This window comes from Marinobacter profundi, from assembly GCF_002744715.1.
In the GTDB taxonomy this organism is placed as follows: Bacteria; Pseudomonadota; Gammaproteobacteria; order Pseudomonadales; family Oleiphilaceae; genus Marinobacter; species Marinobacter profundi.
In genome coordinates this window covers 137,809-154,349 of sequence record NZ_KZ319368.1, presented here as the reverse complement: position 1 = coordinate 154,349, position 16,541 = coordinate 137,809, and the positions used below count along the sequence as shown (strand labels likewise).

Annotated in this window: 15 protein-coding genes and 1 other RNA gene; 10 read left to right on the top strand and 6 right to left on the bottom strand. The window is 60.4% G+C overall.

Features of this window, described 5'->3' with window-relative positions:
- Positions 1–47: 47 nt before the first annotated feature.
- From CLH61_RS03690 to CLH61_RS03665, 6 genes are all read right to left on the bottom strand, one after another.
- On the bottom strand, positions 48–2,741 hold the full coding sequence (locus CLH61_RS03690) for a tetratricopeptide repeat protein (RefSeq protein ID WP_099613369.1): 2,694 nt from the start codon (positions 2,739–2,741) through the stop codon (positions 48–50).
- 58 nt (positions 2,742–2,799) lie between these two features.
- Positions 2,800–4,167 carry a PEP-CTERM-box response regulator transcription factor gene (prsR, locus tag CLH61_RS03685; protein ID WP_099613368.1) on the bottom strand — a complete coding sequence of 456 codons (1,368 nt, stop codon included), beginning with the start codon at positions 4,165–4,167 and terminating at the stop codon, positions 2,800–2,802.
- Between the two features lie 79 nt (positions 4,168–4,246).
- Positions 4,247–6,439, bottom strand: a complete 2,193-nt coding sequence (prsK, locus tag CLH61_RS03680; protein WP_099613367.1) for an XrtA/PEP-CTERM system histidine kinase PrsK — start codon at positions 6,437–6,439, stop codon at positions 4,247–4,249.
- 54 nt (positions 6,440–6,493) lie between these two features.
- The gene (locus CLH61_RS03675) at positions 6,494–7,441 is read right to left on the bottom strand and encodes an SDR family oxidoreductase (protein WP_099613366.1); all 948 of its coding nucleotides are present in this window, start codon (positions 7,439–7,441) and stop codon (positions 6,494–6,496) included.
- The gene (locus CLH61_RS03670; protein WP_099613365.1) at positions 7,441–8,256 is read right to left on the bottom strand and encodes a lysophospholipid acyltransferase family protein; all 816 of its coding nucleotides are present in this window, start codon (positions 8,254–8,256) and stop codon (positions 7,441–7,443) included. Before CLH61_RS03670 ends, CLH61_RS03675 begins: the two co-directional genes overlap by 1 nt.
- Before the next feature lie 17 nt (positions 8,257–8,273).
- Positions 8,274–9,167, bottom strand: coding sequence for a D-hexose-6-phosphate mutarotase (locus CLH61_RS03665; RefSeq protein ID WP_211289059.1), 894 nt, complete (start codon positions 9,165–9,167; stop codon positions 8,274–8,276).
- Between the two features lie 304 nt (positions 9,168–9,471).
- Between CLH61_RS03665 and CLH61_RS03660 the strand changes: the two genes are divergently transcribed.
- The 10 genes from CLH61_RS03660 (at position 9,472) to CLH61_RS03615 (ending at position 16,476) form a co-directional block, all read left to right on the top strand.
- The gene (locus CLH61_RS03660) at positions 9,472–10,044 is read left to right on the top strand and encodes a 2OG-Fe(II) oxygenase (RefSeq protein ID WP_211289067.1); all 573 of its coding nucleotides are present in this window, start codon (positions 9,472–9,474) and stop codon (positions 10,042–10,044) included.
- A gap of 107 nt (positions 10,045–10,151) precedes the next feature.
- An RNA gene (ffs, locus tag CLH61_RS03655) (signal recognition particle sRNA small type) lies at positions 10,152–10,248 on the top strand.
- A gap of 190 nt (positions 10,249–10,438) precedes the next feature.
- Positions 10,439–12,280 (top strand): DNA polymerase III subunit gamma/tau, encoded by a 1,842-nt coding sequence (gene dnaX / locus CLH61_RS03650; RefSeq protein WP_099613362.1) that lies wholly within the window; start codon positions 10,439–10,441, stop codon positions 12,278–12,280.
- Positions 12,281–12,334: 54 nt separating this feature from the next.
- A complete protein-coding gene (locus CLH61_RS03645; RefSeq protein WP_099613695.1) occupies positions 12,335–12,658 on the top strand; it encodes a YbaB/EbfC family nucleoid-associated protein in 324 nt (107 codons plus the stop codon).
- A 38-nt stretch (positions 12,659–12,696) separates the two neighbouring features.
- Positions 12,697–13,299, top strand: coding sequence for a recombination mediator RecR (recR, locus tag CLH61_RS03640; protein ID WP_099613361.1), 603 nt, complete (start codon positions 12,697–12,699; stop codon positions 13,297–13,299).
- 19 nt (positions 13,300–13,318) lie between these two features.
- Complete coding sequence (locus CLH61_RS03635; RefSeq protein ID WP_099613360.1) at positions 13,319–14,464, top strand: ribonuclease D; 1,146 nt, start codon at positions 13,319–13,321, stop codon at positions 14,462–14,464.
- Positions 14,461–14,754, top strand: coding sequence for a YcgL domain-containing protein (locus CLH61_RS03630; protein WP_099613359.1), 294 nt, complete (start codon positions 14,461–14,463; stop codon positions 14,752–14,754). Before CLH61_RS03635 ends, CLH61_RS03630 begins: the two co-directional genes overlap by 4 nt.
- Positions 14,751–15,197 carry a YcgN family cysteine cluster protein gene (locus CLH61_RS03625; protein ID WP_099613358.1) on the top strand — a complete coding sequence of 149 codons (447 nt, stop codon included), beginning with the start codon at positions 14,751–14,753 and terminating at the stop codon, positions 15,195–15,197. Before CLH61_RS03630 ends, CLH61_RS03625 begins: the two co-directional genes overlap by 4 nt.
- A 2-nt stretch (positions 15,198–15,199) precedes the next feature.
- A complete protein-coding gene (locus tag CLH61_RS03620; RefSeq protein ID WP_099613357.1) occupies positions 15,200–15,541 on the top strand; it encodes a hypothetical protein in 342 nt (113 codons plus the stop codon).
- Between the two features lie 92 nt (positions 15,542–15,633).
- On the top strand, positions 15,634–16,476 hold the full coding sequence (locus CLH61_RS03615; RefSeq protein ID WP_099613356.1) for an AAA family ATPase: 843 nt from the start codon (positions 15,634–15,636) through the stop codon (positions 16,474–16,476).
- Positions 16,477–16,541: the final 65 nt, after the last annotated feature.

Genomic DNA, 16,541 nt, shown 5'->3' with positions numbered 1-16,541 from the left:
CTTGGACTGTTTTAGCATGTTGGCTGTTAGCTTATAGCTGATGTGTCTTACATCTTGGCCTTCAGCTCCGCGGCCTTGTCTTGCTGACCGGTGGCCTCGTAGGCCTCCGCCAGGTGGAGGATGATTTCGCGAGTCTGCGGCTCCAGCTGGTAGGCCTTTTCCAGCACGGGCACGCTTTCCTGATGTCGACCGGCACTGAACAGGATCCAGCCGTAGGTATCGGCGACCGGCGCGGAGTCCGGGTTGAGCCGGTAGGCCTTCTCGGCCAGCTCCATTGCCCGCTCGTCGCCGGCTTCATGATAGATCCACGCCAGGTTATTCAGGGCCAGGGTATTGTCGCCGTCGATTTCCAGTACCTTCAGATAGGCGGCAGTTGCCCGTTCGTTCTGTTGCAGGTCCTGGGCAAAGAGGCCGATTGTCAGGGGCAGTCGCGGATCACCCGGGTAGGTGGTCATGGCACTTTCGAGACTACTGATGGCCTTTTCGGGGTCTCCGGCACGCTGTAGTTCCCGGGCATAGGCAAGTTCGGTTGAGGCATTTCGCTCTTTGTCCAGGGCCAGCCGGAACATCTCGGCGGCTTCCTTGTGGCGTCCCTGCTCGGCTTCGTAGGTGGCTTCCACCAGGAACGGTCTGCCGGATTCGGGGTGTTTGAGCCGGGCATCCTGCAGCACCTCGCGGGCTTCACCCGCTTCGTTTTCGGCAAAGGCGAGGGCAGCCGACTGCACGGCAATATCCAGGTTGTCCGGGAACAGAATGCGTCCGCGATTGAGGAGGTTGCGGGCGTCACTGAGGTTGCCGGCGTCACGTTTGCGCACGGCCATGCTGTGGTACAGCGCGGCGACCAGCGGTTCGGCGCGGGCGGGCTGGTTCTCGCTCTCCCGTTCCAGCAGGGTCGCCGTCAGCTCGTCGGCCCTGTTGCTATCATTGCTATCCAAGGCCATTTCCAGCAGTACCAGTCGCGGGCCAATGGCATCCGGGTGTGCTTCCAGTACCTCGGCCATGAACTGTTGTAACTCGTCCCCCTCGAGAACCCGGGTGATGCCGAGCATGGCCTGGCGATTATCCGGTGCCAGCATGGCCGCCTTGCGGTAGGCCTGCCGGGCCGCCGCGGGATCTTGCTGGATCAGTGCCAGCTGCCCCGCTGCAATCAGTGGCGCTGGATTATCGGGGGCTTTGCGGGCGGCTTCCGTGTAGTAGCGGGCCGCTTCCCCATAATCCTTGTCCCGGGCGGCAAGTTCGCCCCGGGTGACCAGGGCGCGGACACTGTCCGGTGCCTGCTTGACCCAGGCATTGGCTGACTCCCGCGCCGCATCCGGATCGTTGCTGGCAAGGTACGACTGGATGATCAGGGTGCGGGCATCGTCGGCAACGGCCGCTGTGTCGATGAGCATGCGGGCCTGTTCGATGGCCTTGTCGGGCTTGCCCTGGCGGAGCAGGTATCCAGCGTATCTGAGCCGGAGGGTGTGGTTCTCCGGTCGTTTGGCCAGTGAGGCTTCAATAAATTCCTCGCCGGCGTTGACGTCGCCGCTGGCCAGCGAGGCAATGCCCACCAGCGCGAGAATTTCGGGGTCACTCTGCTTGTCTTCCAGGCCATCCAGCACCTTGCGGGCGCCTTCCGGGTCACGCAGCTGCAGCCGGGTGGCGGCCAGCAGTTTGTTGGCGGCTTCCGACTCGCCCGGCTCGGCAATCGGGGCCAATAGGGCCTCGGCTTCCTCGGTCCGGCCCTGGCGGAAGCGGACCAGGCCGAGCATCAGGGCGCTTTGCTGATGATCCGGCGCCTGGGCGAGGATCTCTTCAAGGTAGCGGGCGGCGCCCTCCAGGTCGCTTTCTTCCAATGCGGCACGGGCTGCGGCGAGGTTGCTCTTGATGGTGCCCGGAGCAGACTTGGCCAGAATCTCTTCATAGACAAACGCCTCCGCGGATTTACCTTGGGCGCGCAGCACCCGGATGAGGGCGGAGATGGTTTCATACTTGCGATAGGTCATCACGTCATACTGGCCGATGTCCTCCAGCGCCCGGATGTAGGCATCCTCGGCGATCTGCCATTGTTGCTGGGCATCGGCAACCTGGGCTTTCCACAACCAGAGTTCGGCGTCGTTGGCATCGACCTGTTCGGCTTCGCTGATCAGTGAGCTGGCAAGCTCCCGGTCACCGGAGGACCAGGCGACCCGCGACAGGCCAACCAGCGGCAATGCGCTGCCATTATCCAGTTCCCGGGCTTGCTGGTAGGCACTCCGTGCATCGTCAAAGCGCGCGGCGGCCAACAGAATCCGGCCTTTCAGCAGGGCAGCCTCCAGCTCCTGGACACGATCCGGCGATTCAAGTGCGTCGAGGGCAGTCAGTGCTTCGTCGAACTGATGCTGCATCAGATGGGCCTCGGCACGGATCAGCTGGGCCTTGTTACGGTTGCCGGAGGTGAGATTGTCTGCCGGCAAATCCTCGAGCAGCCGGGCCAGTTGGCGTTCGGCATTGAGGGCGTCGCCGGCAGTCAGCAGGTTGTCGATGATAACAAAGTAGGGTTCCGGCTTGCCCGGTTGCAGCTCGATGGCACTGCGGGCCTCAAGGGTGCTGGCCTTGAGTTCGCCCTGGCGCTGGAAAAAGCGTGACTGGTCCAGGTGACTCAGGTAACGGATTTCTTCCTGGGTCATTTTGTCTTCGTCACTGCAGCCGGTAAGCGCAACCGGCAAGGCTAATGACACGAAGGCCAACAGGACGGCGTTTCTGATTGCGGGCAACTTCATGGATCTGTTCCTTTTGATCATTGCTGGTCGGCTCCCTGACCTGGATGCCTGCTTCAGGTCAGGATGTCCCGGCAGACTGTTCGATTCGGTATTTGTCGGTGAGGTTATAAAGCGTGGGTCGGGTCACCCCAAGCAGCCGTGAGGCCTGAGCCATATTGAAATTGCTGCTTTGCAGGGCCTGAACGATGGCCTGGCGCTCGGCGTTCTCGCGCACCTGGCGCAGGTTGAGCTGGCCGTTCATGGTGGCCGGAGTACCCTTCAGCTCCAGGTCCTCGGCGGTCACCCGCTTGCCTTCGGCCATAATAGTCGCGCGCTTCACCTTGTTGATCATTTCCCGCACATTGCCGGGCCAGTTGTAGCTGGAGATGGCTCTTACCGCGTCTTCCGAGAAGGCGAGGGTGGGGCGGTCCATCTGCTTGCCAAGGGATTTCAGCAACGATTGGGCAATGACCAGGGCATCGCCCTCGCGGTCCCGCAGTGCCGGCACATCGAGGGTAATTTCACTGATGCGGTAGTACAGGTCTTCGCGGAAGTCGCCGGTGTCGATGAGCTGGCGGACATCCCGGTGTGTGGCACAGACCACCCGCACGTCAACCGCGACCGGCGAGACACTGCCGACCCGGTCCACCGTGCGTTCCTGCAGGAAGCGCAGCAGCTTTGCCTGCAGGGACATCGGCATGTCGCCGATTTCGTCCAGGAACAGGGTGCCGCCATTGGCGCTCTCGATCTTGCCTTTCTTGCTCTGGGTGGCACCGGTAAAGGCGCCTTTTTCGTAGCCGAACAGCTCACTCTCCAGCAGGTTCTCCGGGATGGCGGCACAGTTGATGGCAACGAAAGGTTTGGCTGAGCGGTGGCTGAGATCGTGGAGGGCGCGGGCCAGCAGCTCCTTGCCGGTGCCGGTTTCTCCGGAGATCAGCGTGGTTACATCGGTTGGGGCAATTTTTTCCAGGGTGCGGCAAATGGCCAGCATTTGCGGGCTGGCGGCGACAATGCCCTTGATGGAGGTGCTGCTGTGCTGGCGGGAGAGTTCCTGGTTCTCCTTCTCCAGTTCGGCGAGCCGGAACGCGCGATTGACCACGAAGGTCAGGATATCGCCATCGAGCGGCTTCTGGTAGAAATCGCAGGCGCCCATCCCGATGGCCTTGACCGCGTTTTCCTTGTCTTCCCGGCCTGTGACGACAATTACCTTGGTGCAGGGGGCGAGGCGGAGAATTTCTTCCAGCAGGAGAAAGCCTTCAGTCGCACCACCGGGATCCGGGGGAAGGCCCAGATCGAGAGTGACCACATCCGGTTCCAGACGTCGCAGGGCCGTGAGCGCCGTATTCCGGTCACTGGCCACCGCCACTTCCAGATCGTCGCTGAAACACCAGCGCATCTGGCTTTGCAGCCCCGGGTCATCCTCTACGATCAACAGTCGTTTAGCCACAACAGCAACAATTCCTTTGTTTGTATCGTGAAGCTTACAGTTTTAATTTGATTCTCGACCGAAAGTTGACGCTTTGCAATCACTGTGTCGGGGTTTTTTTGCTTTGTGTCAGGTTATCGACACTTTTGCTCGCCGCGGGCTCGGAGAGTGAGGTAGGGGCAGGGGCGGAGGCGGGGCCAGGGGTCGGAACAGGGGTTGGAACAGGGAGCTCGTCGGGATTGGCAAGGGGAAAGCGGATCGAGAAACAGGAGCCGACCCCCGGTTTGCTGGTGACGCTCATGCAGCCGCCGACCTTGCGGACGTATTCCCTGGCCTGGTAGGCGCCAATGCCCATGCCGGTCAGTCCCTTGGTGCTGGCAAACGGCTTGAACAGCTGGTTACGGATAAAGTCGTCTGACATGCCGGACCCGGTATCCTGGATGAACAACACCACGTTGCCTTCGGCAACCTTGAAGCTCAGGTCCACTTCGCCCTCTGGCGGGGTGGCGTCCTGGGCGTTCTGGATCAGGTGGCCCAGTATGCTGCGGAGCTGTTCCGGATCTGCCTCAATCAGCACCTGACCGCGGTTGGGGTGCAGCCGCGGTTGGGGGTTGCGCCGCGCCAGGTCGTCCGCAAGCTCCGCTACCAGTGACGCCAGGTCAACAAGGTGCTTTTCGTCGGTGTGTGCCATTGGCCGGCGGATATGGTCCACCAGGTTGGACATCTTGCGAACGGCATGATCGGTGGTCCGGATCATGTCGTCGATAAATTCGGGGTTGTCCCGGTGGCGGGGAGCGTTCTTGACCAGCAGGGAGAGCTGGGCAATGAGTGTTTTCAGGTCATGCACCATGAATGCCGTTGCCCGGCTCACCGCCTCGAACTGCATGGCCCGGGTCAGCCGATGCTGGGCATCTGCCTGCGCCAGCAGGTTGCAGGTTTGCCGTGCCACCACTTTGATCAGATCGAAGTTTTCCCAGTTCAGTTCCACCCTGGCATAGGGGTTGCCGACCAGGGCAATGCCGTACAGGTCGTTTCCCAGATAGAGCGGAATGACCAGCCAGCCTTCGGTGAAGCTGGAAATGGCATCCGGTATCTCCAGCAGCTGATAGCTGACGGGGTCTTTGCGGTATTCGTGGAGATCAACAATCCATTCCCGTTCCCGGAAAAAACGCGGTAACTCCCCGTGGCCGTCGATGGTGCTATGGCGGGGGGAAGGCAGGTTAACACTGCTTTGCAGGCTGAAGTTGCCGTCCTCGTCCCGGAGCCACAGTGCCCCGGCGTTGCTCTCCACCAGCCCCGAGAGGATTCTGATGACCCGTTGCGGCAGGGGGGGATCGTCAGACAGATCCGCCAGTTCTCGGGTCATTTTCAGCCATTCTTCCCGATAATCGTACTTGTAATCGAAGAAGTTCTGGCTGATGAATACCATCAGGCGGGCCCGGAAGCGGCGCGAACTGAGCAGGGTCAGGAAGAACGCAATGGAGATGGTCAGGAACAGGACCTGCAGGGCATCACCCCAGTCGCCGCCCATCACTTTGACGTAGTATCCACCGGTCGCCAGGAACATCAGGTAACCGCCGGCAAACACCAGGGTCCCGGCATGGAAAACTGCATTTCGGGAGAGCTGGAAGTTCACCGGTTGTTTGCGGGTATTGATCATGTTCACCGCAAACAGCGGCACGATCATCGCATTGACAAAACCGCGGGCACTCCAGAACGAGTCGGCCACCTGGCCGAACAGCAGCGCATCGGCGTACATGAAGAAGTCGAATGCGAAGAGGGTGGCGGTTCCGATGCAGATGTATTTCAGACTGGAGCGCCGGAAGGTAACCGAGTTGCGCCAGATCTGTTCCACCAGCGACAGCCCCAGCAGCGTCAGGGCGATCTGGCCGACGACCTTGGTTTTGCCACTGAGAACGGCAAGGTCAAGCAGGTACTCGAGGATGCCACAGCCGAGCAGCAGGGTCAGCACGGCGAGTGCGGCGGCGCCCAGCAGCCGACGGATGCTGGTGACCACGTTGCCGTCGTGGGCGGAGTCTCTCAGCAGGGTGAGCAGGACCGCAATCCAGGCGCCATCCCGCAGCAGTTCCAGCAGGTAGCGGGCAATGAAGCCGGGCTGGCCCCAGAGACTTTGGGTCACCAGTGACAGCGCCCATAACAAGGAGGCTCCGGAGGCCAGCAGCATGGCGCGGTCGACATCCCGGCGCAGATAACGGGTGGCAATGAGCAACCCCAGCAGCCCGAACGCCAGGGCTGCTGAAGCGTGACTCACCAGATTCAGTTCTGCCACCATGTCTGCCACTTCCTGTGGGCGGGCTGTTGGTTCCGGAGGTTTTGGCGTCCGGTGTTACACCGGATTTTTGTTTTCCCGGTAGTAACGGAATATTTCCTTCAGCGGGCGCTTGGGCCGGAAGTTGAATTCCCTGGCAAAGGCGCGCCCGTCAATCACCACAGGATACTTGAAAAACTGCATCAGATACGATGGAAAGCTTCTCAGTTTGATGGCTCGCAGAATCATGCGCGGCACCACCGGCGGGATTGACGGAATGGTTATCTTCTTGCACCCGCACAGCTCCAGGGCACGTTGGTAGGCCACCCAGTCTTCCGGTGCCACATTGAAGATGCCCCGCGTACTCTTGCCATAGGCCAGCACGATGGCGTCGGCCATGTCGTCGATGTGGATAAACTGCATCATCGGCGAAAACCCGGCCAGCACCGGGGCCCGGTGACTGCCCAGCAGAGTGCTGATGCTGTTGCGCACCCCGGGGCCCACAATGTTGCAGGGGCGCAGGATGGTGATATTGAGTTCGGGGTAGCGCCACAGGTAGATGTTGGCCAGGTTTTCCAGTTCCACCGAGTCGAGCAGGTCCATGCTCAGATTGGCACCTTTGAGCGGTGCCTCTTCGTCGATCAGGGCCGGGTTATAGGCGATAGCGCCGTAGACGTGGTAGGTGGACAACACCAGCACCCGCCTGATGCCATATTTGTGGCTGAGATCCAGCAGCTTCTGGGTACCCAGCACGTTGGCATTGTAGCGGCGCATCCGCGTCAGCTGGCTGGAGTTGATCCGTCCCAGGTGAATCACACCGTCGAACTTGTAGCGGCGGAACAGGTCTTCGAAGACCCGCTTGTTGAAGTCAATGCAGTAGCTGGGGATGTCATCCCCGAGGTATACCTGTTCACGGAAATCCACTGCGACCAGGTCACAGGTTTCCCGCAGCCGGTTGATGACCTGTTGGGCAAGTGCGCCCGCGGCGCCGGTGATCAGAATGTTGGGTCTGCGTTGCTCGGTCATCAGAACAGCCTTTTCCTTTCGCTGAGTCCTTTGTCGATCAGTTCGCTGATGGCGGCTTTGACCTGTTCCACCCGCTCGGTTACCTGCTCTTCCGGAATTTCCAGATCGTCGAAATACATGGGGTCACCGAAATTGAGGTGGACCTTGGCGGGCAGAATCACCGGCAACGCCACGGGTACGTAGGGCACCCCAAGCAGTTTTGCCAGCGGTTTGATGTTGGCAATAGCCGGTATGGTTTCTTCGCAGCCCACCACCCCCACCGGGATGATGGGGGCATGGTATTTCATTGCCAGGTGCATGAAGCCGTTACCGAAGCGTTTGAGCTGGTAGCGATCCTGGTAGAGTTTGCCGGAACCGCGGACACCTTCCGGAAACACAATCACGGCTTCGCCATTGGCGAGCATTTTGGCGCAGTTGATCGGGTCGCCCAGCACGGCCCCGACTTCATTGAGCAGGTTGCCCAGGTAGGGCACGGTGGGGAAGAAACGCTCGATCATTGCCCGCGGCATGCGCGGATTATCCTTGCGCGCAGCCAGGGTGTAGCCGATCAGCAGGCCGTCGAGGGGCAGCTGGCCACTGTGGTTGGCAATGATCAGCACCGGGCCGTCCGCAGGTATCTTTTCGACGCCGTCGGCCACCACCCGGAAGTATTTCTGGTAGATCTGGCGGGTGAGTGAGAAGCCAAGCTTGATCGCTTCGCTGTTGTATCCCCATGGGTCGTAGCCGAGGCTGCCGATGGGCTTACGGATCCTGCTGATCTGCTCGTCCAGGGCAGGAGGGACCAGTTTCGACTTCAGAAACGAACCAAGGCTCATGAGTTTTCCTTTAACTCTCAGACTCTTCCAAGCACAACGCCAAGTGTATGGCTCTGGCCTTCATTAAGCACCCGGTAATCGCTCATTGCATTGGCGGTTTCGACACAGACCATGGTCGTCCAGGCCTCATCGGGGAAATCCGACAGCGTTCTGGCTTTGTCCGGGCCGGGATTCCAGACCACCGTGGAATCCGAGCCGATAGCCGTGAGCCGGCGGTTACCTCCGGGGCCACTGACAATCAACGGTTCGCCACACTGATAGATGCGGTCGGTTTCACCCTCGAACCGGACCGGGCCCTTTTGCAGCTTGGTGGTCCAGTTGTCGAGCGTGTCGATGAATTCGCTGCCGTCGAGGCCGTGCACCCGGGTCCGGGCGATGTCGGCCGTTGGCAGGTAGGTGTGCAGGGCCTGGGAGTAGGCCAGGGGGGTATTGCCAAGGTTGGTTGTAGTCAGTGCGATCTGGCAGCCGCGTACCGAAAACGTCATGGTCAGCAAGACCAGGGCGTGCCCCTGCCATTGTTCGTCGAAATCGGTGTTGGCATCCAGTGACAGGCTGATTTCCACATCGTGGGCGGACTCTCGTACGTCCTCCAGTTTCCAGACGGCGGTCCGGGCAAAGCCGTGGCTGGCGGTGGTGAGGATTCGCCGTCGTACCTCGGGCGGATTCTTGGCTGGCACGCCGAACCACGGCCAGCATACCGGGATGCCGCCGCGGATTGCCCGACCCGGTTCGAATCTGGCGGTGTCGCTCAGCCAGAGCCAGTCCGGTTCGTCACGGGGGGCAAAGTTGGTCAGGTGTCCGCCTTGCAGGAACAGCCGTGCCTGGAACAGCGGATGATGTACTTCAAGGGCTTCGAGATGTCCGATGGTTCTCCAGCGGGTAAACGACCACTGCGCGGGTTTTGTCGTCAAGATACGCCTCGTCTACTTCCTGTTTCGGTGCTTTTCGCTATCTGAGCGGTGAACGGCCCATTAAATGCAGTCTTAACTGGCGTGTTAAGTGAATTTCCCTACATAGAGGGTAAATTAAAACTGCCGTGGCGGCGAGAAACCGGATTAAAATGGGCCGCAACTGTCTGGAGGACCGCTCGTGGATGCACGGCCCACTGTTTCCCCGTTACCTGTTGAACCCCTGTTTCAGGAGCCGGTGCCGGCACCGCTGGTGCCCGATGACTGGCTGGATCAGTTGGCGGCAGGACTGACGCATACCGGCTGGATGAGTCTTGATGTGCGTGAGCGTCTGGGCGATGAACTGATCGCCGCGCTGCGACAGGAAGTCACCACGCTGCATCTCACCGAAGCCATGAAGGCAGCTGGCATAGGGCGCGGTGCCGATCATATGCGTGACCGCTCGGTGCGCCGGGACCGCATTGCCTGGCTGCAGGGCCTGACTGTGCCCCAGGCCACCCTGTTCGATTTTCTTGAGGACATCCGCAATGGCCTCAATGCAAGGCTGTTCCTTGGTTTGCGGCGGTTCGAGGCCCATTACGCGACCTACGAGCCGGGGGATTTCTACCGCAAGCATATCGACAGCTTCGCGGGGCGGGCGTCCCGGGTGGTCAGCCTGGTGCTGTACCTGAATGAAGACTGGGCTGCGGAAGATGGCGGTATGCTGCAGGTGTTCAATCGTGATAACCACGATGAAATTGTCGGGAGAGTGCTGCCGGAAGCAGGCAGGATGGCGTTGTTCATGAGTGAGGAGACTCCTCACGAAGTAATGATCGCACAGCGTACCCGTTACAGCCTGGCGTGCTGGTTTCGCCAGGACGAAGTTCCTATCCCTTTGTGAGAAAAACCGATCCCGGTGTAAACCGTTGTAGTCGCAGAACCCTTCTGCTAATATGCGCGCCGCTTCTGAGGTAAACCCTCGTACAAACGAAGCTGTTATGGTGGCTCCGCTGGTGCCTTCGCAACAACAAACCGTGAACCCGGTCAGGCCCGGAAGGGAGCAGCCGAAGCGGTGGACTTGTGTGCCGGAGTGTTGCTGGTGGGGCCACCCCCATATTTCCCCATGATCTTCTGCATTTCCCCGTATCCCGTTACCCGGATCTCCAGCCCCGGAGCGCTCTGCGCCGGCACGAGAGTGTGGGTTTCACCCGTCCCGGTCAGGCCTTTACACTTGCTTCTTATCAGCGGGTGTCCATGGTAAGGTTGAGCCCATTTACAGCAGCAGTTGAAAGAACATGAGCTATCAGGTACTCGCCCGTAAATGGCGCCCCCAGACATTCCAGGATATGGTCGGCCAGGAACATGTGCTGAAGGCGCTGATCCACGCCCTCGAAAACCAGCGCCTGCATCATGCCTACCTGTTTACCGGGACTCGTGGCGTCGGCAAGACCACCATCGGGCGGCTGCTGGCTCGCTGTCTTAACTGTGAAACCGGTATTACGCCGCAGCCCTGTGGCGTCTGCTCCAGTTGTCAGGAAATCCAGGAAGGCCGGTTTGTTGACCTGATCGAAATCGACGCGGCATCCCGCACCGGTGTTGATGACATGCGCGAGCTGACGGATAACGTCCAGTACGCGCCCACTCGCGGCCGGTTCAAGGTGTACCTCATCGACGAGGTCCATATGCTGACCAACGCGTCGTTCAATGCCTTCCTGAAGACCCTTGAAGAACCCCCCGAACACGTCAAGTTCCTGTTGGCGACTACCGATCCCCAGAAGTTGCCGGTCACCGTGTTGTCCCGTTGTCTGCAGTTCAATCTCAAGCGGATGACACCGGAGCATATTGCCGGACACCTCAAGCATGTGTTGACCGAGGAGCAGATTCCCTTCGAGGATCCGGCGCTCTGGCTGCTGGCGCGGGCGGCCGATGGCAGTATGCGGGACGCCCTGAGCCTGACCGACCAGGCCATTGCCTTCGGTAACCAGACGCTGGCAGCCAGTGACGTCAGCAGTATGCTGGGTACTATTGATCAGCGGGATATCGAGCGCCTGGTCGAGGCCCTGGTCGGCAACGACGGTCCGCAGCTGCTGGCGGAGATCAACCGGATTGCCGACTTCGCGCCGGACTACGGCGTAATCCTGGCGGATCTGCTGGCGCTGTTCCATCGGGTTACCATGGAACAGGTGGTCCCGGGCAGCGTGGATAATGCCCTGGGGGATGCGGATCAGGTCAAAACCCTGGCCCGCCGGCTTAGCGCCGAGGATGCCCAGTTGTTCTATCAGGCTGCACTGATGGGTCGGAAAGACCTGGCGGTTACCCCGGATGCCCGGATGGGGTTCGAAATGACCTTGTTGCGGATGCTTGCCTTCCGCCCGGCAGCCGATCGCCGGGAACCGCCGGCTGCGCCCGCCCGGCATGCTTCCTCTGAGGGAGTTTCCGCCCCTAAGGATGAGCCCGAGCCAGCACGTTCCGAACCCGAACAGGCTCCGGCAGCGCTGCAAGAGGGGGCAGCCCCGAGGTCTGTCCCCGATTTGGCTCCTTCTGCCCCCGAACAGCCTCATTCTGCCCCCCGACAATCCGCGGCGCCGGAACCGGTTGATGCCGAGCCGCCACCCGATGACAGCTGGTATGAGGCCGCCATGGCCGGTGGCAGCGATGAGCTGGATGACTACCCGGTAGCCGAGCCCGCTCTGGTTGACGCCGAACCGGTCAACGCGCCGCCTGTTGCGCGCCCCGCGCCTGAGGCGCCGGAACCGGCGTCCGGTGAGTTCAACTGGCCACGGGATTTCCGCAGTCTCGGGATTGTCGGTATGCCGGGGAACCTGGCCAGCCATGCGGCGCTGAGCCAGCAAGGCGACACCATCGTACTGACCCTCGACGAAGGCCACGCCCGGCTGCTGAACGAGCGGCACGAAGCGCGCATTCTGGAAGGTCTCAGGCAGCAGTTCGGCGAGAGTATCCGGCTGCGGGTGGAGCAGGGCGATGCCGCCGGCCAGACGCCTGCGGTGTGGGAAGAGCGGGAGCGCATTGCCCGGCAACAGGCGGCCGAGGAAGCCATTCGGGAGGATCCGGTGGTAAAATCCATTGTTGAACGATTTGAGGCGCGGGTGGTCGAAGAGAGCATCCGGCCGATTTAACGCACTGATGCTTCGCGCATGAGTGTGCATGCAACCGAACAAGAGGTACGCCAGATGATGAATGGCATGGGCGATCTGATGAAAAAAGCCCAGAAAATGCAGGAAGAAATGCAGAAAGCCCAGGAGGAGATTGCCAAGGCCGAAGTGACCGGTGAATCCGGTGCTGGCCTGGTAAAGGTGACCATGAATGGTCGCCACGACGTCCGCAAGGTGGCAATCGATGACTCCCTGATGACCGAAGACAAGGAAGTGCTGGAAGACCTCATCGCCGCAGCGGTCAACGATGCGGTGCGCCGGGTCGAGGCCAACCAGAAAGACAAGATGTCCGGTCTGATGTCGGGCATGGGCATGCCCCCCGGTTTCAAGATGCCGTTCTGACCGCATCTTCTTTGTGACGTATCAGTTGAGGATTGTGAATGGCTTTTAGCCCCCTGGTGGATGAGCTGGTCGAGTCGTTAAGGTGTCTTCCGGGTGTTGGCCAGAAAACGGCGCAGCGCATGGCGTTCCATTTACTGGAGCGGGGGCGTGCCGGTGGCAGCCGGCTGTCTGATGCCCTCAGTCAGGCCATGACCGGTGTCCGGCGCTGCGAAAACTGCCAGAATTTCGCCGATACGCCGGTGTGCGGTATTTGTGAAAATCCGGAGCGTCATAACGGTACCCTCTGTGTGGTTGAAAGCCCGTCTGATCTGCTGGCCATTGAGCAGGCCGGAGATTACCGCGGTGGCTACTTCGTACTGATGGGCCACCTTTCGCCCATCGACGGGGTAGGGCCTGCGGAAATCGGTATCGAATTACTGCTTAAGCGGGTTCGCGACGAGAGTATTTCCGAACTGATCCTTGCCACCAATCCCACTGTGGAAGGTGAAGCAACTGCCCATTACATTGCCGACCGGCTTGATGGCCAGGATATCCTGGTCACCAGACTGGCCCACGGTATCCCGGTGGGTGGTGAGCTGGGTTATGTCGACGGCTTCACCCTGACCCACGCCTTCCGGGGGCGCAAGCCTCTGGTCGATTAACTCCAATTCGAGCAAATTTATGGTTGATTCCCGACGGGTAGTCGACGTGCCACCTCGCCCGGCCACAGTCGCCTGGATTCATGATCCGGCAGAGCTGGACCAGTGGCTGGCGGACGGTGCCGGCGAACCGCTGGCCCTGGATACCGAATTCGAACGGGTGAGTACCTTCTACCCGATTCCGGGCCTTGTCCAGCTTGGACGAGGCGGCCGCTTCTGCCTGGTGGACCCGCAGGTTGCGGAAGCGTCCGCGGGCTTCCGTCAGGTGCTTACCGATCCGCAGGTTCCGAAGTTGCTCTACGCCATGAGCGAAGACCTGGAACTGTTTCGGCACTGGTTGCAGCTGAACCCCGCTGGCCTGCTTGATCTGCAGATTGGGGCAGGGCTTGCCGGAGCGGGTTTTTCAGTGGGTTATGCGCGACTGGTTGAGACCCTGTTCGGCGAAGCGCTCGACAAGTCGGTCACCCGGTCGGACTGGATTGCCCGTCCGTTGTCGCCGGCGCAGGAGCGCTACGCCATTGATGATGTCCGCTTTCTGGTGGCCCTGCACACCTGGGTTGTGCAGGGGCTGGAACAGAAAGAGCTTGTGGGCGCCATGGCGGAGGAATCCACGCGCTTTGCCGAAGAGCTTGGTCAGCAGGATGACCCGGATAACCATTATCTGAAACTCCGGGGCGGCTGGATGCTCCGCGGTGCCGGTTTAAGGGCCCTGCAAGCGCTGACCCGGTGGCGGGAGCTGGAGTGTCGCAAACAGGACCGCCCCCGCAGCCGGATTCTGCCGGACCCGGTGCTCATCGCCCTGGCCGAGGCCATGCCGTCCTCCGGCCAGGCGCTGTCCCGTATTGAGGGTTTGCCTCCGGTGGTGGTGCGCAAATACGGTGACCGGTTGCTGCAACTGATTGCCGAAGCCGCTGCGAGCAGCGGCGAACCCGCTCCGATAACCCCTCCGCTCACCCGTGAAGAGCAGGGCACCTACAAGAAGGTGAAGCGGATTCTGGTAAAAATGGCCGAGGCCAGGGATATTCCCATCGAGATCCTGGCCCCGCGCCGCCGCCTTGAAGCGGTGGTCCATGACGGTACAATTCGGACCGGCCTGTTCATTGAAGGCTGGCGGGCGGGGATTGTTGGCCCGGTAGTTGATGAAATCGAGGAAATCTTGCAGTCATGACTGAGCGACAGTTTGTGTCGGTGTTCCGCAGCACCAGAAAAAACGATACCTATCTCTACGTGCGTCGCGGCCAGTCGTGGGATGAGCTGCCGGAGAGCCTGCGAGGTATTTTCGGGCCGCCGGCCCATGCCATGGATCTGTTGTTGACGGCAGACCGGAAACTGGCCCGGACCAGCGGCCAGCAAGTACTGGAGGCGATTGCCGACAAGGGCTTCTTCCTGCAGATGCCGGAAGAGCAGGATGCCTATATCGTGGAATTCCGCCAGAAGCTCGACAAGCACCTCAAATGATTGCACAGATTCCGTTCTGGCAACGTAAACGCCTGAATGAAATGACACCTGCCGAATGGGAGTCCCTGTGCGACGGCTGCGGCAAGTGCTGTCTGGCCAAGCTGGAGGACGAGGATAACGGTGATGTTTACTACACCGACATCGCCTGCCGCTACATGGACCAGGACGCTTGTCGCTGCACCGTTTACAGCGAGCGGGCCAGCAAGGTGCCGGAATGCATCGTGCTGACGCCGGACACCCTCAACGATTATTATTGGCTGCCCTATACCTGCGCCTACCGCACCCTGGCGGAGCACCGGCCCCTGCCGGACTGGCACCCGCTGCGGTCCGGCACGCCGGAAACGGTTCATGAAGCCGGTGTCTCCATCCGTCACCGGGTGGTTTCCGAGGCGGATGTGCCGCAGGAAGAGTGGGAAGAACACATCATTCACTGGATTCTCTGACTATGACTACTGATGCACAGCTTGCCTATGGCCTATTCTGGACGGTGTACGCCATTGGCTTCGTCATTTTTTTTCTGATGATGTCACGGCTGTTCCGGATAATTCCGGTCTACGGCGTTCGCACATTGCTGCAAGCGGCCCTGATTGTGCTGTTGCTGACCCCGGTGGAATCCAGTGAGGCGGTCAGTTGGTGGATTCCCGCCTGGCTGCACGGGGGTTACGAGATGATTCTCGGCGACGTGCAGCAAGCGGCGAGAGCCTGGTTCAATATCGGGCTGGCGGCGCTGGCGATGTTGCTGGTGTGGATACTGGACCTGGTGCGCTATCGCCTGGTCAACCGCTGACGGTATGGCACAGACGGACCTTTAACGCCATTGCCGCCTGATTTTATACTGCCGAACACGGATTAACTGCTAACCGAACAGGAATGACCCGTATGAAGTTTACCGGTACCGACAAATACGTAGCCACCGATGACCTGCAAATGGCGGTCAATGCTGCCATTGCCCTGCAACGCCCGCTGCTGATCAAGGGTGAACCCGGCACCGGTAAGACACTGTTGGCGGAAGAGATGGCGTCCGCGCTCGGCATGCGGCTGATTCCCTGGCATATCAAGTCCACCACCAAGGCCCAGCAGGGCCTCTACGAGTACGATGCGGTCTCCCGGTTGCGGGACTCTCAGCTGGGTGACGAGAAGGTCAAGGACATCAGTAACTACATCGTCAAGGGCAAGCTGTGGGAAGCTTTCGAGGCCGATGAGCAGGTAGTTCTGCTGATCGACGAGATCGACAAGGCAGACATCGAGTTCCCCAACGACCTGCTGCTGGAACTGGATCGCATGGAGTTCTTTGTCTACGAGACCCAGCAATACATCAAGGCGCGGCAGCGGCCGATTGTGGTTATCACCAGTAACAACGAAAAAGAACTGCCGGATGCGTTCCTGCGCCGGTGTTTCTTCCACTACATCAGCTTCCCGGATCACGACACCATGAAGGATATCGTGGATGTCCACTTCCCGAACCTGCAACAGGAAATCGTCCGGGACGCCCTGGAAGTGTTTTTTGACGTCCGCAAGGTACCGGGCCTGAAGAAGAAGCCCTCTACCTCGGAACTGATCGACTGGCTCAAGCTGCTGATGGCCGACGAGCTCACCGCCAAACTGCTGCACGAGAAGGACAGCAGTTCGGCGTTACCACCGTTGTACGGCGCGCTGGTGAAAAATGAGCAGGACGTCCACCTGCTGCAGAAACTGGCGTTCATGGCACGTCGCCGCGGTTGAATTCAGCCAGCGTCCCGTGGTTCGGGGCGCCGGAAAGTCACCCTGGGATCAGGGCAGAGTGAAAC